Source organism: Microbacterium songi (assembly GCF_042747925.1).
Taxonomy (GTDB): Bacteria; Actinomycetota; Actinomycetes; order Actinomycetales; family Microbacteriaceae; genus Microbacterium.
The window spans coordinates 287,935-300,972 of the sequence record NZ_JBHZIE010000001.1 but is presented as its reverse complement, the minus strand read 5'-3'; the positions used below and the strand labels follow the sequence as shown (position 1 = coordinate 300,972).

At 70.8% G+C, this 13,038-nt stretch carries 12 protein-coding genes; 7 read left to right on the top strand and 5 right to left on the bottom strand.

Annotated elements, in window-relative coordinates; all coding sequences use genetic code 11:
• The first annotated feature begins 53 nt into the window (after window positions 1-53).
• The 4 genes from ACFM35_RS01570 (at window position 54) to cydC (ending at window position 6,052) form a co-directional block, all read left to right on the top strand.
• Window positions 54-1,496: a cytochrome ubiquinol oxidase subunit I gene (locus ACFM35_RS01570; protein ID WP_378837499.1), complete on the top strand. Its 1,443-nt coding sequence runs from the start codon at window positions 54-56 to the stop codon at window positions 1,494-1,496.
• A 9-nt stretch (window positions 1,497-1,505) separates the two neighbouring features.
• Window positions 1,506-2,537 (top strand): cytochrome d ubiquinol oxidase subunit II, encoded by a 1,032-nt coding sequence (cydB, locus tag ACFM35_RS01565; protein WP_378837497.1) that lies wholly within the window; start codon window positions 1,506-1,508, stop codon window positions 2,535-2,537.
• Between the two features lie 63 nt (window positions 2,538-2,600).
• Complete coding sequence (gene cydD, locus ACFM35_RS01560; RefSeq protein ID WP_378837495.1) at window positions 2,601-4,325, top strand: thiol reductant ABC exporter subunit CydD; 1,725 nt, start codon at window positions 2,601-2,603, stop codon at window positions 4,323-4,325.
• A gap of 50 nt (window positions 4,326-4,375) precedes the next feature.
• A complete protein-coding gene (gene cydC / locus ACFM35_RS01555) occupies window positions 4,376-6,052 on the top strand; it encodes a thiol reductant ABC exporter subunit CydC (protein ID WP_378838613.1) in 1,677 nt (558 codons plus the stop codon).
• A 37-nt stretch (window positions 6,053-6,089) separates the two neighbouring features.
• Here the strand turns inward: cydC and ACFM35_RS01550 are convergent, their stop codons facing one another.
• The 5 genes from ACFM35_RS01550 to ACFM35_RS01530 are packed head-to-tail and all read right to left on the bottom strand — an operon-like array spanning window position 6,090 to window position 9,978.
• Entirely contained in the window at window positions 6,090-6,686 is a 597-nt protein-coding gene (locus tag ACFM35_RS01550; protein WP_378837492.1) for a GNAT family N-acetyltransferase, read from the bottom strand.
• Between the two features lie 9 nt (window positions 6,687-6,695).
• On the bottom strand, window positions 6,696-7,910 hold the full coding sequence (locus ACFM35_RS01545; protein ID WP_378837490.1) for an ABC transporter ATP-binding protein: 1,215 nt from the start codon (window positions 7,908-7,910) through the stop codon (window positions 6,696-6,698).
• Complete coding sequence (locus ACFM35_RS01540; RefSeq protein ID WP_378837488.1) at window positions 7,907-8,785, bottom strand: ABC transporter permease; 879 nt, start codon at window positions 8,783-8,785, stop codon at window positions 7,907-7,909. Before ACFM35_RS01540 ends, ACFM35_RS01545 begins: the two co-directional genes overlap by 4 nt.
• Complete coding sequence (gene modA / locus ACFM35_RS01535) at window positions 8,782-9,582, bottom strand: molybdate ABC transporter substrate-binding protein (protein WP_378837485.1); 801 nt, start codon at window positions 9,580-9,582, stop codon at window positions 8,782-8,784. The genes ACFM35_RS01540 and modA overlap by 4 nt, the downstream gene beginning before the upstream one ends.
• A gap of 3 nt (window positions 9,583-9,585) precedes the next feature.
• Window positions 9,586-9,978, bottom strand: coding sequence for a TOBE domain-containing protein (locus ACFM35_RS01530; protein WP_378837483.1), 393 nt, complete (start codon window positions 9,976-9,978; stop codon window positions 9,586-9,588).
• Window positions 9,979-10,097: 119 nt separating this feature from the next.
• Between ACFM35_RS01530 and ACFM35_RS01525 the strand changes: the two genes are divergently transcribed.
• The 3 genes from ACFM35_RS01525 to moaC are packed head-to-tail and all read left to right on the top strand — an operon-like array spanning window position 10,098 to window position 13,002.
• Window positions 10,098-11,294 (top strand): ThiF family adenylyltransferase, encoded by a 1,197-nt coding sequence (locus tag ACFM35_RS01525; protein WP_378837480.1) that lies wholly within the window; start codon window positions 10,098-10,100, stop codon window positions 11,292-11,294.
• Window positions 11,294-12,529, top strand: coding sequence for a molybdopterin molybdotransferase MoeA (locus ACFM35_RS01520; RefSeq protein ID WP_378837477.1), 1,236 nt, complete (start codon window positions 11,294-11,296; stop codon window positions 12,527-12,529). The genes ACFM35_RS01525 and ACFM35_RS01520 overlap by 1 nt, the downstream gene beginning before the upstream one ends.
• Window positions 12,526-13,002, top strand: a complete 477-nt coding sequence (gene moaC / locus ACFM35_RS01515; protein WP_378837475.1) for a cyclic pyranopterin monophosphate synthase MoaC — start codon at window positions 12,526-12,528, stop codon at window positions 13,000-13,002. The genes ACFM35_RS01520 and moaC overlap by 4 nt, the downstream gene beginning before the upstream one ends.
• The last annotated feature ends 36 nt before the right edge of the window (window positions 13,003-13,038 follow it).

Below are 13,038 nucleotides of genomic sequence, written 5' to 3'. Positions count from 1 at the left end.
CGTGGTCTGACCACAGAGTAGCTTGGGTTCCGTCACCCCGTGAGAGGAGTCCCATGGACCTGCTCGACCCGCTGTTGCTCGCCCGATGGCAGTTCGGACTGACGACGCTGTACCACTACCTGTTCGTACCGCTGACGCTGGGCATGTCGCTGTCGGTGGCGATCTTCCAGACCGCCTGGTACCGCACCGGACACATCAAGTGGCTGCACCTCACCCGGTTCTTCGGCAAGATCTTCCTGATCAATTTCGCGATGGGTGTCGTCACCGGCATCGTGCAGGAGTTCCAGTTCGGAATGAACTGGTCGGCCTACTCACGCTTCGTGGGTGACGTGTTCGGCGCGCCCCTCGCCTTCGAGGGGCTCCTGGCCTTCTTCTTCGAGGCCACCTTCATCGGACTGTGGATCTTCGGGTGGGACAAACTCCCCAAGGCCGTCCACCTCGCGACGATCTGGATCGCGTCCATCGGGGCGCTGCTGAGTGCCTACTTCATCCTCGCGGCGAACGCCTTCATGCAGAACCCCGTCGGCTACCAGATGTCGTCCGACGGCGGCCGTGCCGAGATGGTCGACTTCGCCGCGGTGCTGTTCAACCCCGTCGCGGTCCGTGCGTTCCCGCATACGATCTTCGCCGCGATGATGTTCGCGGCCGGAGTCATCATCGCCGTCAGCGCATGGCACATGGCCCGCGCGCAGAACACCGAGATGATGCGGCCCGCGCTGCGCTACGGACTCTGGTTCATGATCGTCTCCTTCGCCGGCGTCGCCCTCTCGGGCGACCAGCTCGGCCTCATCATGGTCGAGACGCAGCCGATGAAGATGGCGGCCGCAGAGGCGATGTTCAACACCTCCTGCGGGGCGGATGCCTCGTTCTCGCTGTTCTCCATCGGAACGCCCGACGGCACCGGCGAGATCTGGTCGCTGCGCGTGCCCTATCTGTTGTCATTCCTGTCGACGCACACCCTCGACGGCTGCGTGGAGGGTGTCAACGACCTGAATGCGCAGTACGCCGCGCAGTGGCCGGAATTCGCCGCACAGCTCGACGGGGTGTTCAACCCCGTTCTGTGGATCACCTACTGGTCGTTCCGCTGGATGATGGGCTTCGGCGGAGCAGCCGTCGCCGTCGCCGTCGCCGGCCTCTGGTTCACACGCAAGAACGCGCGTCGCGCCGTGCCCGGGTGGGCCTGGAAGATCGCGATCTGGTCGGCGCCGGTCGCCCTGTTCGCGAGCCTCACCGGGTGGGTGTTCACCGAGATGGGCCGGCAACCCTGGATCGTGTTCGGTCTGATGCTGACGCAGGACGGCGTCTCACCCAGCGTTCCCGGCTGGACGGTGCTCATCTCCCTCCTCGCCTTCACCGCGATCTACGCCACTCTCGCGGTCGTCGAGATCCGTCTCATCATCACGACGGCCAAGAAGGGGCCCGATCCCCTGCCGCTGCCCGGCGATCCCGACCCGACCGACCACGCACTCGAAGACACCCCCACCACGGTCTATTAGGAACCCATCATGGATCTCGCATATCTCTGGTTCTTCATCGTCGGCGTGCTCTTCGTCGGCTACTTCGTCCTCGACGGATTCGACTTCGGGGTCGGCATGTCGCTCCCCTTCCTCGGTAAGAACGACATCTCGCGCCGCCAGATCATCAACACGATCGGGCCCGTCTGGGACCTCAACGAGACTTGGGTCATCGTCGCCGGCGCCTGCCTCTTCGCGGCCTTCCCGGAGTGGTACGCCACCCTCTTCAGCGGCTTCTACCTCGCGCTGCTGCTCATCCTCCTCGCACTCATCGCCCGCGGCGTCTCGTTCGAATACCGGCACCAGCGTCCCGAGCTGGCGTGGAAGAAGAGGTTCGACACGATGATCGTGGTCGGCTCCGCGATCCCGTCGTTCCTGTGGGGAGTCGCGTTCGCCAACATCGTGCACGGGACACCGATCGACGCGGACTTCGAATTCACGGGGACGCTCCTCACCCTCTTGAACCCCTACGCAGTCCTCGGCGGCCTCACCACGCTGCTGCTGTTCTTCACGCACGGCGTGTATTTCGTCGCGCTCAAGACCGACGGGCAGGTACGCGACGACGCCCGGAAGCTGGCCGTGCGCTCCGGGATCCTCGCGGTCGTCGTCGCCGCGGCCTTCCTGGTCTGGACGGTGGCGCACGCGATGACGGCGGATGCGCCGTTGATCGGCCTCGTCCTCCTGAGCGCGGCACTGGCCGGAGGGCTGCTCATCGCCTCGGTGCTCGCGAACATGCGCGGCCGTGAGGGCTGGGCGTTCGCCCACGGCGCGGGCACCATCGTCTTCGCGGTGCTCACACTGTGGTTCGCCCTCTTCCCGAACGTGATGGTGAGCTCGACCGACCCCGCGTTCAGCCTCACGATCGAGAACGCGTCCAGCACGCCCTACACGCTCACGATCATGACGTGGGCCGCGGTCATCTTCCTTCCGCTCGTGCTGCTGTACCAGGGGTGGACATATTGGATCTTCAGGAAGCGGGTCACTCGGTCGCGCATCGAGAAGGCCGCGGCATCCGTGCACTGATCCATGGACCGCGAGACCAGACCGGGGCGACCTCCTCGGATCGAAGGTGGGCAGGCTCGGAACATGCCCCCTGAGGACGATCTGCGCGCTCCGGCGTCGTCCACGGGATGGTTCGTGGAGTCGACGTCGGCGGAGCCGCAGCGACGATCCGGTGCCCCGGTCGACCCGAGGCTGCTGCGGTATGCGCGGGCGTCGCGGGGCTTCTTCGCGGCGATCACCGCGATCAGCCTGCTGCAGACGGTCGTGATCGTGCTCTTCGCCTGGTTGCTCACGCGCGCGATCGACGGAGTCGTGCACGGGATGCCGCGGCCCGAGCTCATCGCGACGCTCGGCGCACTCGTGAGCGTCGTCGTCGTCCGGTCGGCACTCATCTGGGCGCGCGAGTGGGTCGCCGCACGCGCCGCCGCCGCGGTGGAGCTGCAGCTCAGATCGCGACTCATCGACGCGGTCGGTGCGCTCGGCCCCGAGTGGCTCTCGACCCGCAACTCCGCACAGCTGGCCATCACCGCCGGGCACGGTCTGGACGCGCTGGACGCGTACTTCGGCCGCTACCTGCCGCAGCTCGTACAGACCGTCGTGGCGACGCCGGTCATCCTCGCGGTCATGTGGTGGCAGGACTGGATCAGCGGTCTGACCGTGCTGCTGACCCTCCCGCTGATCCCCCTCTTCATGGTCCTGATCGGGCTCGCGACCCGGAGTGTCCAGAACGCCCAGTGGAGCACACTCCACACGCTCGCCGTGCGGTTCACCGATACCGTGCAGGGGCTGGCGACCCTGAAGGTCTTCGGTCGCCAGCATCGGGCGGTCGCGTCGATCGAGGCCGTCACCGATCGCTACCGCCGCGAGACGATGCGCGTCCTGCGGGTGTCGTTCCTGTCGGGCTTCGCCCTCGAGTTCCTGGCGAGCATCTCTGTCGCGATCGTCGCGGTGTCGATCGGCTTCCGCCTGCTCGACGGGTCGCTCACCCTCCTGGTGGGGCTGTTCGTGCTGCTGCTCGCCCCGGAGGCGTACCTCCCGATCCGACAGGTGGGGGTGCAGTTCCATGCCGCCGCCGAGGGTGTGGCCGCGACCGAGGATATCTTCGGGGTGCTGGATGCCGCGGCATCCGCCCCCTCTCCGCGGTCCGCCGCGGGCGTGCCGGTGGTCTCCGCGGGTGCGGTGCTGACTCTGCAGGACGTGCGGGTGCGGTGGGGAGGACGACTGCTGCCGTCCGTGAGCCTCGAGGTCGGGCCGGGATCCCTCACCCTCATCGAGGGTCCCAGCGGATCGGGCAAGTCGAGCCTGCTCGCGGCGCTGCGCGGCGCGGCGTCGTTCGAGGGGACCGCGCGCTGGCATGGGAGCGACGTGCGCGACCTGGCTCCCTCGGAATGGCTGGCCTGGGCAGGTCAGCAGCCCGGCCTGATCGCCGGGAGCGTGGCATACAACGTGGCGCTCGGTGATCCCACCCCCGATCCTGCGATCATCCGCCGCGCCCTCGCTCTGGGCTGTGCGGCCGACGTCGATCCGCAGCAGGATCTCGGCGTGCAGGGCGCCGGTCTGTCGGGCGGGCAGGCGCAGCGCGTCGCCGTCGCGCGCGCGGTCTACCGACACCTGCGCGGGTTCGCGTCGGTGCTCGCTCTCGACGAGCCGAGCGCCGCGCTCGATGCGGACACCGAGCGGATGCTGTGGAACTCGGTGCGTTCGCTGGCCGATGACGGCGCCGTGGTGCTGCTGGTGTCGCACCGCGAATCGGCTCGCCGGATCGCCGACGCCGTGGTGCGGCTCGAGACGAGCGAGGCGGCCGCATGAACGACGTGACCGGAGGGGTCGGGCTTCGGGTCGAGCGCGCGGAAGGCGGGATGTCGACCGCTCCCCCGACGACCGCGACGGTGCTCCGTGGCGCAATGCCTCCGTTCCGTCGTTTCTGGCCGGGCGCGCTGTCGGCGTTCGCCTCCGAGGCCTCCGCGGTGGCCCTGCTCGCGGTGAGCGCGTGGCTCATCGTGCGGGCGAGCGAGCAGCCGATCGTGCTCTACATCTCCGTCGCCGTCGTCGGAGTACGACTGTTCGCCCTGACGCGGGCGGTGTTCCGGTACACCGACCGTCTCGCGAGCCACGACGCGGCCCTGCGCCAGCTCGCCTCGACCCGGGCGACGCTCATCCGCCGGCTCATCCCCTTGGCCCCCGCCGGGCTGACGCGCACCCGGCGCGGCTCGGTGCTGGGGGCACTGGTCGACGACGTCGACGACCTGCAGAACCTCCCGTTGCGGGTCGTCCAGCCGCTCGTCGCTTCGGCGACGGTCGCCGTCGGCGGTGTGGTGCTCGTCGCCTTCGTCTCCGTGCCGGCCGCGCTCACCCTGCTGGTGTGCCTCGTGGCCGCAGGGCTCGCCGCCACGTTCTGGGGATGGGCATCGGGAGCCCGCGCCGAACGGGCGATCGCTCCTCTGCGCTCTCGCGTCTCCGACGCGCTCCTCGACCATCTCGGCAGTCTCGACGTACTCGTGGCCTTCGGTGCCGAGGGGCAGAGCCTCGAGCGGATCCGCGCGGCCGACGCCGCCCTGCGTCGAGCCGTCGTCCGGCGCGCGGGCGCGCAGGCGGGCACGGCGGCGGTCGTGTCGCTGCTGGCGGGGATCGCCTCGGCCGCGGCGGTCCTGGTCACGGCGGGGCCGGTCGGTGCGGGATTGATCGGCGCACCGGAGATGGCCGTGGCCGTGCTCGTGCCGATGGCCGTGTTCGAAGTGTTCGCCGCCGTCCCCATGGCGGCGGCGTCCTGGCGGGGCGTGCGTGCATCCGCCGAGCGCGTGGCGTCGGTTCTGCCCGTCGAACCGCCCGCCGGCCTGGTGCGCGAGACCGTACCTCCGACGGGCGAGCAGCCCGCGCTCGGCAGCGGCCTCCGACTGCGAGGTGTGTCGGCCCGGTGGCCGCAGGCTGACGAGGATGCGCTCACCGATGTCGATCTCGACGTGCGGCCCGGCGAGCGGCTGCTCGTCGTGGGATCGAGCGGGGCAGGCAAGTCCACGCTCGCGCACGTGCTCGTGCGCTTCCTCGACGGCACCGGGGAGTACACGATCGGCGCGAAGTCGGCACATGCCATGGCCGGAGACGACGTCCGGTTGACCGTAGGGCTGTGCGAGCAGCATCCGATGCTGTTCGACGAGGACATCCGCCAGAACCTCCTCTTCGCGCGCGACACCGCGACCGACGGCGAGCTGATGTCAGCGCTGGAGCGCGTGGGGCTCGGTTCGTGGGTCCGCGCGCGCGGCGGCCTGGATGCGCGGGTCGGCGAGCGTGGAGCGCTGGTCTCGGGCGGCCAGGCCCAGCGTCTCGCCCTCGCGCGGGCCCTGCTGCGGGGATTCCCGGTGCTGGTGCTCGACGAGCCGACGGCCGGTGTCGACCCCGCGGCATCCGACGCCCTTCTCACCGACCTGCTGACCGCGGTCGGTCCGGATCAGGCCGTGGTGCTGATCTCGCACGTCACCGTGCCGGCGGGACTGGTGGATCGCACGGTGCGCCTCGCGGGCGGACGCATCGTCGGCTGACCCGGCGACCCGCATCGCCGGCCGAAAGCGCCATGCCCTACAGCCGCCGGCCGAAGGCGACCACGTCCGGCTCGGACAGCAGGCGATCGAAGCCCACCCGCGGGTAGAAGGCGATCGCACCGGCGTTCTCCGGCGCCGCCGCGAGGTGCACGCCGGGCACGCCCGCCTCCCGCAGCGCCGTGACCAGCGCCTCGATCAGCCGTCGACCCCATCCGCCCCCCTGCGTCTCGGGCAGGAGATCGATGTGCAGGTGGGCTGGATACTCCGCGCTGAACGGCCCGGGCGTCTGCGAACGACCGGCGGCGTAGCGCAGGATGTCGCTCTGCCGCGGGTTCCCCTCCGCCGACAGCGGCCGACGGCCGCCGCGCTCGGGCCACCACACGGTATGGAACCACGCCTCGAACGCCTCGGTGTCGGGCGCCGCCACGATGTAGCCGACCACGCGGCCGTCGTCGGCCTCCACGACGAACGCGAACTCCGGATGCCGCGCGACGTACGGGAGCACGAAGATCTCCGCCCAGATCGCATCATCGTCGAGGACGCCGGTCGCGTCGCCGCCGGCATCCGCGGTCTTCAGGCAGATCTCGGCGAGCGCCGGCTCATCACCGGGGCGGAACGCGCGGAGGTGGGGCATCCGCCGAGTCTAGGACGCCCGTTCCGACGCCCGCTCGGGCGTGGCGTCCGGCGTTGCGGCAGGCGCCGCGGGCGAGCGCGTCGGCCACCGCACCGCATCCGCGGCGACCTCGAGCCGCACGGGCACCCCCGGCACGAGCCGCCAGGTCGCGGCATCCTCGATCGAGATGTCGACCGCGATGTCGGGAGCGGTCGTGCGCACCCGCACCCCGCCCGGAGTCTGCTCGAGGCGCACGACACGCGCCAGCCACGACCCGGGGGAGGACGGATGCTGCGCCCTCAGCCGCACCGCACCGGTCCAGGTCGCATCGGGCACAGGTTCGAGACGGACCGCGCCCGGACGGAACACGGCGGCATCACCGAGCGGAACGGTCGACCCGGTGGCGCTCGACCCCGTGCCGCCCCGGGGCGCGGTCTGCGGGGCCGCCGGCGCGGGCACGGGGAGCACGAGCTCCCCCGTCTCCGAGTGCCACACCCCATCCCGCACCTGCCCCGGCACGCGGTTCACCCCCACGATCGCGGCGACGAAACGCGTGGCGGGTGCGGCCAGAACCTCGCGCACGTCGCCCGTCTGGGCGATGGCGCCATCCTCGATGACGATCAGCCGGTGGGCGATGGCCGCGGCATCGACCACGTCGTGCGTCACGACGATCGCCGTGGCATGTGTCGAGGTGAGCTGCTCCTGCAGCATGGCCCGGAGGTCTCCGGCGGTCTCCGGGTCGAGTGAGGTCAGCGGTTCGTCCAGCAGCAGCACCCGCGGCGTCGTGACCAGCGCGCGGGCGACCGCCACTCGCTGCTGCTGGCCTCCGGACAGCTCCGCGGGACGGTGGCCTCCTGCTCCCGGCAGTCCCACGCGCCAGAGCCAGTCGTCCGCCTCGCGATCGGCATCGCGACGCGTTATTCCCCGGGCGCGCAGCCCGAAGGCCACGTTCTGTCGGGCGGTGAGGTGCGGGAACAGCCGCGGCTCCTGTCCGAGCAGCACGACGCCACGACGCGCGGGGGGGACGTGCCGACGGGCGGATGCCACGGCCGCTCCGCCGAGGATGATCTCGCCGTCGCTCAGCCTGACCTGGCCGGCGATCGCACCCAGCAGGGTCGATTTGCCGGCTCCGCTCGGCCCCATCACGGCGACGATCTCGCCCGGCTCGAGCTGCAGTGCGACGCGCAACGCGTAGCCGCCCGCGCGCACGACCGTGATGTCGGCGAGGAGCCCTGCGCCTGTCATCCGATGCCTCCGGCCGTGCCGGCGGCGGGACGCGAGGCGTTCCCCGATGCGCCACCCGGTCGCCACGCCCGCACCAGCAGGAGCACGGCCAGCGCGGTGGCCAGCAGCAGCAGGCTGAGTGCGACGGCCGTGCCCTGGCCGACTCCCGCCCCGTTGAACGCGGTGTAGATCGCGAGAGGCATGGTCTGGGTGATGCCGGGGGCGTTGCCGGCGAACAGCGCCGTGGCGCCGAACTCGCCGATCGCACGAGCGAAGCAGAGCACGATCCCGGCGACCAGGCCGGGCGCCGCGAGGGGCAGCGTCACCCGACGAAGCGTCATCCAGCGACCTGCGCCGAGGGAGGCGGCGGTCCGCTCGTACACGATGCCCGATGTGCGCAGCGATCCCTCGACGGCGAGCACGAGGAACGGGAGGGCGACGAACGTCTGCGCGAGCACGACCGCCGTCGTCGTGAAGGGGATGCGGAGGCCGAACCAGGCGTCCAGGAGCTCGCCCACGGCGCCGTTGCGACCGAAGAGGAACAGCAGCGCCACACCCCCGACCATCGGAGGGAGCACCAGCGGTACGGTCACGAGCGCGCGCAGGAGGCCCGCCCATCGCGGGCCGCTCCGGGCGATCAGCAGGGCGAGCGGAACGCCGAGGACGATGCACGCGAGGGTGGCGATCAGCCCGGTCTGCACCGAGAGCCGAAGCGCGCTGAGCGCCGCGGGCGCGGTGACGTCGGCCCACAGCGTGGACCACTCCACGCGGGCGACGAGCGCGCCGAGGGGCACGACGAGCAGAGCGAGCCCGATGACCGCCGGCAGGGCCAGCACGGGAGGGAGGAAGCCGCCGACCTCTCGCGCGGGGCGGCCCTTCCGAGGCTCGACCCTCACGGTGCGCCGAAGCCGAGGTCGGCGAGGATCTTCTGCCCTTCGGGGCCGGTCACGAATTCGATGAACGCCGCGGCCACATCGGGGTTCGGAGCGTCGGCCATGACGGTGATCGGGTACTCGTTGATGACGTCCGCCGCTCCGCGCGGGACGATCGACTCGACGTCGTCGCGGCCGATCACGTCGGTGGCGTAGACCAGGCCGGCGTCCGCCTCGCCCGCGGCAACCTTGGTCAGCACCGCGCTCACGTTCTGCTCTTCGCTCACAGGCCGCACCAGGAGATCGGCGTTGCCCAGAAGCCTCTGCGAGGCCGCCCCGCACGGCACCTCGGGGGCGCACAGCACCGTGAGCACATCGGGTCGCGCGAGGTCGGTGATGCTGTCGACCTGGGCGGGATTTCCCTTCGGCACGGCGATGACGAGGGTGTTGCTCGCGAAGAGGGTCGTCACGCTCGCGAGGGACTGGTCCACCACCTTGGCCATGTTCTTCTCGTCCGCCGACGCGAAGACATCCGCAGACGCCCCGCCCAGGAGCTGCGTCGCGAGGGTGCTCGAGCCGTCGTACACGATGGGCTGCACGTCGACGGCGGGATTCTCTGCTTCGAAGGCCGCTGAGATCTCGTCGAACGCCGGACTCAGAGAGGCGGCGGCGAACACGGTCAGATCGCCGCCCAGAACGGGAGTCGGGCTGGGGGTCTCGACGGTCGCCGACTCGCCGGTCGAGGCCGTGCACCCCGCCACGGCGAGAGCGACGGATGCGGCGACCGCGGTCGCGGTCAGAGCCCGGCGGATGCGGGACACAGATCAGCCCTTCGGTGCTTCGACGATGACATTGGTGGCTTTCACGACCGCGACGGCCAGGGACCCGACTTCGAGACCGAGATCGCGCACCGCCTCCGCCGAGAGGAGGGAGACCACCCGGTGCGGACCGGACTGAATGTCGACCTGCGCCATCACTCCATCGACCTGGAGGCGGGTGACGAGCCCGGTGAAACGGTTGCGTGCGCTCGAGGCGGCGTCCAAGGGGTCGAGCGCGGCTCGCGCATGTTCGACGGCCCAGTTCGCGAGGGCGTCGCCGGGAATCTGCGCGGGTGAGGCGCCGGTCGTCGGGAGAGCGCCCTGATCGACCCAGCGTCGGACGGTGTCATCACTCACACCGAGCAGCCGAGCGGCGTCCGAGATCCGGTAGGTCTGCATCCTCGTAAGTTACCGCAGCCGCGGTGTGACGAGGGCCATATCGCCGCTGATGCGGATATCGATCCGCACAGCCGGCAAGGTCTGACCGCGCCCTCGCGGCCCGCGACTACCCTGAGATCATGCCTATGCCTCCCCTCGTCGAGCCGGTCGAAGCCCTGTCTTCGGCGGAACGGGCACGCACGGCGCGCCACACCAGCCTCGCCCGTCTCGGCGAGATCGGGCAGCGCCGGTTGGCCGCGGCGCACGTCGCCGTGGTCGGTGCCGGCGGTCTCGGCTCCCCCGTGATCTTCGGTCTCGCCGCAGCGGGTGTCGGCACCCTGACAGTGATCGATGACGACGTGGTCGAGGCATCCAATCTTCAGCGTCAGGTGCTGCACCGCCTCGAGGACGTCGGGATGTCGAAGGCGGACTCCGCCGTGCGGGTGGCCGCCGATCTCTCCCCCGAGACCGTGGTGCACGTGAGGCGTGCGCGGCTGAATCCGGACAACGCCCGCGAACTGCTCGACGGGGCCGACATCGTGATCGACGGAACCGACACGTTCGAGACCCGCGAAGCCGTCGCCGCGGCGACCGAGGCGCGGGGCGTTCCGCTCGTCTGGGGCACGGTGCAGGAATTCGATGCGCAGGTGACGGTCTTCTGGTCCGCGCCTCCGGCGGGGCATGCCCCCGTGCTGCTCCGCGATCTGTATCCCTCCGGGAGCGTCGGCGAGGTTCCCACGTGCGCGGACGTCGGTGTACTCGGCTCGGTGTGCCTGCAGGTCGGCGCGCTGATGGCGACCCAGGCGATCACGCTGCTCACCGGCATCGGCGAGCCGCTCCTTGGGCGCGTTCTGGTCATCGACGCTCTCAGCGCCCGCCAGTGGGAGGTCCCCCTCCGCGGCAGCGCCGTGTCGTCGACGAGGACCGTCGCCGCCCCGTCGTCCGAGATCGAGTCGGATGCTGCGCCGTCGGCTCCACCCGTCCCGACGATCTCCGTGGAGGAGCTCAGGGAACGACTCGCGGCCGGGACCGACACCGTGGTGATCGACGTGCGCGAGGACGCCGAAGTGGCCGACGGGATGATCGCGGGTGCGCGGCACGTGCCGCTGCGCGCACTCCTTGCGGATCCCGCCGGTGTTGTCGACGGTGTCGGCACACCTGACCGGACCGACACCCCGGTGGTCCTGGTGTGCAGGATGGGTCCGCGCGCGGAACGCGCGAGTCGTGCCCTTCACGCAGCGGGGATCGATTCGGCGGTCCTCGGCGGCGGAATGCTCGCGTGGACCGACGCATACGGTCCCTCCGATCTCCGCGCGGGCGCCGAGATACGCGTCTGATGCGCAGCGTCGAGGAACAGCTTTCCGTCGTGCTCGCGGCCGTGAACCCGGTCGCATCCGAGACGATCGCGCTTGACCGTGCCTACGGGCGCACGCTGCGCGAGCCCGTGTTCGCACGCGTCGACATCCCGGTGTTCGACAACTCCGCGATGGACGGATTCGCGGTGCGATACGCCGACGTCGCGGGCGCATCATCCGACTCACCGGTCACCCTGCGCGTCGTGGCAGACCTCCCCGCGGGCACCGACCTCGACCCGTCCCTCGGCGCCGGCGAGGCCGCGCGGATCATGACCGGTTCGCCGGTGCCCGCCGATGCGGACGGCATCGTGCCGTTCGAGGGCACCACCGGCGGCCTGGCGGATTCGCTCGAGACGGTGACGGTCGTGGCTCCGCCGTCCGACGCGGGCGTGCACGTGCGCCGGCGCGGATCAGATGCCCGGGTGGGCGACCTCATCGTGCCCGCCGGGCGGCGGCTGGCCGGGTTCCAGATCTCCGCCGCGGCGGCCGCAGGCGTCGCCGAGGTCGTCGTCGCACGCACCCCACGAGTGGCCGTCATCTCCACCGGCTCCGAGCTCGCGCTCCCCGGGGTGCCGCTCACACGTGGGCAGATCCCGGAATCGAACTCGCTCCTGCTGGCGGGGCTGGTGACGGATGCCGATGCCGAGGTTGTTCTGCGTTCCACGGTCGCCGACGATGTCGAAGCGCTGCGCGCGGCGCTGGCCGAGGCATCCGCTCTCTCGGCCGACGTGGTGATCACCTCCGGTGGCGTGAGCGCCGGTGCGTACGAAGTCGTCAAGGACACACTCGGCCCCGGAGGAGAGCTGGAGTTCGCGAAGGTGGCGATGCAGCCCGGGAAGCCGCAGGGTTTCGGGCGGCTGGCGGACGGGGCGCTCATGTTCGGGCTGCCGGGCAACCCGGTGAGTGTCGCGGTGTCGTTCGAGGTCTTCGTGCGCCCGGCGCTGCTCGCGATGCAGGGGCGTGGTGAGATGAGCCGGGCGATGCTTCGACTGCCCGCCGCGACCGGGTGGCGCACGCCCCCCGGAAGGCGCCAGTACCTTCCCGCCGCACTGGACCGTTCCGACCCGGCCCGCTGGACGGTGCGCCCGGCGTCGGCGGGAGGTTCCGGCTCGCATCTCGCCGGCGGGATCGCGCGCGCTGAGATCTTCGCCATCGTGGCGGCCGACGTCGACGAGATCGCTCCCGGTGATCTCGTCGATGTCATGCTGATCACATGAGCTTCACCCACCTGGATGCCGCCGGCCACGCCCGCATGGTCGATGTGACGGAGAAGCAGCCCACCGTCCGCTCCGCCACCGCGCGCGGGTTCGTGCGTTGCGCGACCCCCGTGATCGCGGCGCTGCGAGACGGATCGGTGCCGAAGGGCGATGTTCTCGCGGTCGCCCGCATCGCCGGCATCGCCGGTGCGAAGCAGACGCCGCTTCTCCTGCCGCTGGCGCATGTGATCGGGGTGCACGGGGCATCGGTCGATCTGGCGATCGAAGACGACGGCGTCGTCATCGAGGCCACGGTGCGCACCGCCGACCGAACCGGCGTCGAGATGGAGGCCCTCACGGCCGTGACGGTGGCAGCTCTCGCCGTCGTCGACATGGTGAAGGGGCTCGACAAGGCGACATCGATCGAGGACGTGCGGCTGATCGCCAAGACAGGCGGCAAGTCCGGCCCCTGGCTCCGACCCGACGGCTCGTGAGCTCCTCGCGCGTGGAATCCCGCCGACGGCGCTGAT

Coding starts and splice junctions, on each gene's coding strand:
- moaC (WP_378837475.1), top strand. CDS start 12,526: ATGAGCTTCACCCACCTGGATGCCGCCGGCCACGCCCGCATGGTCGAT.
- ACFM35_RS01520 (WP_378837477.1), top strand. CDS start 11,294: ATGCGCAGCGTCGAGGAACAGCTTTCCGTCGTGCTCGCGGCCGTGAAC.
- ACFM35_RS01550 (WP_378837492.1), bottom strand. CDS start 6,686: ATGCCCCACCTCCGCGCGTTCCGCCCCGGTGATGAGCCGGCGCTCGCC.
- ACFM35_RS01570 (WP_378837499.1), top strand. CDS start 54: ATGGACCTGCTCGACCCGCTGTTGCTCGCCCGATGGCAGTTCGGACTG.
- cydC (WP_378838613.1), top strand. CDS start 4,376: ATGTCGACCGCTCCCCCGACGACCGCGACGGTGCTCCGTGGCGCAATG.
- cydB (WP_378837497.1), top strand. CDS start 1,506: ATGGATCTCGCATATCTCTGGTTCTTCATCGTCGGCGTGCTCTTCGTC.
- cydD (WP_378837495.1), top strand. CDS start 2,601: ATGCCCCCTGAGGACGATCTGCGCGCTCCGGCGTCGTCCACGGGATGG.
- ACFM35_RS01525 (WP_378837480.1), top strand. CDS start 10,098: ATGCCTATGCCTCCCCTCGTCGAGCCGGTCGAAGCCCTGTCTTCGGCG.
- ACFM35_RS01545 (WP_378837490.1), bottom strand. CDS start 7,910: ATGACAGGCGCAGGGCTCCTCGCCGACATCACGGTCGTGCGCGCGGGC.
- ACFM35_RS01530 (WP_378837483.1), bottom strand. CDS start 9,978: ATGCAGACCTACCGGATCTCGGACGCCGCTCGGCTGCTCGGTGTGAGT.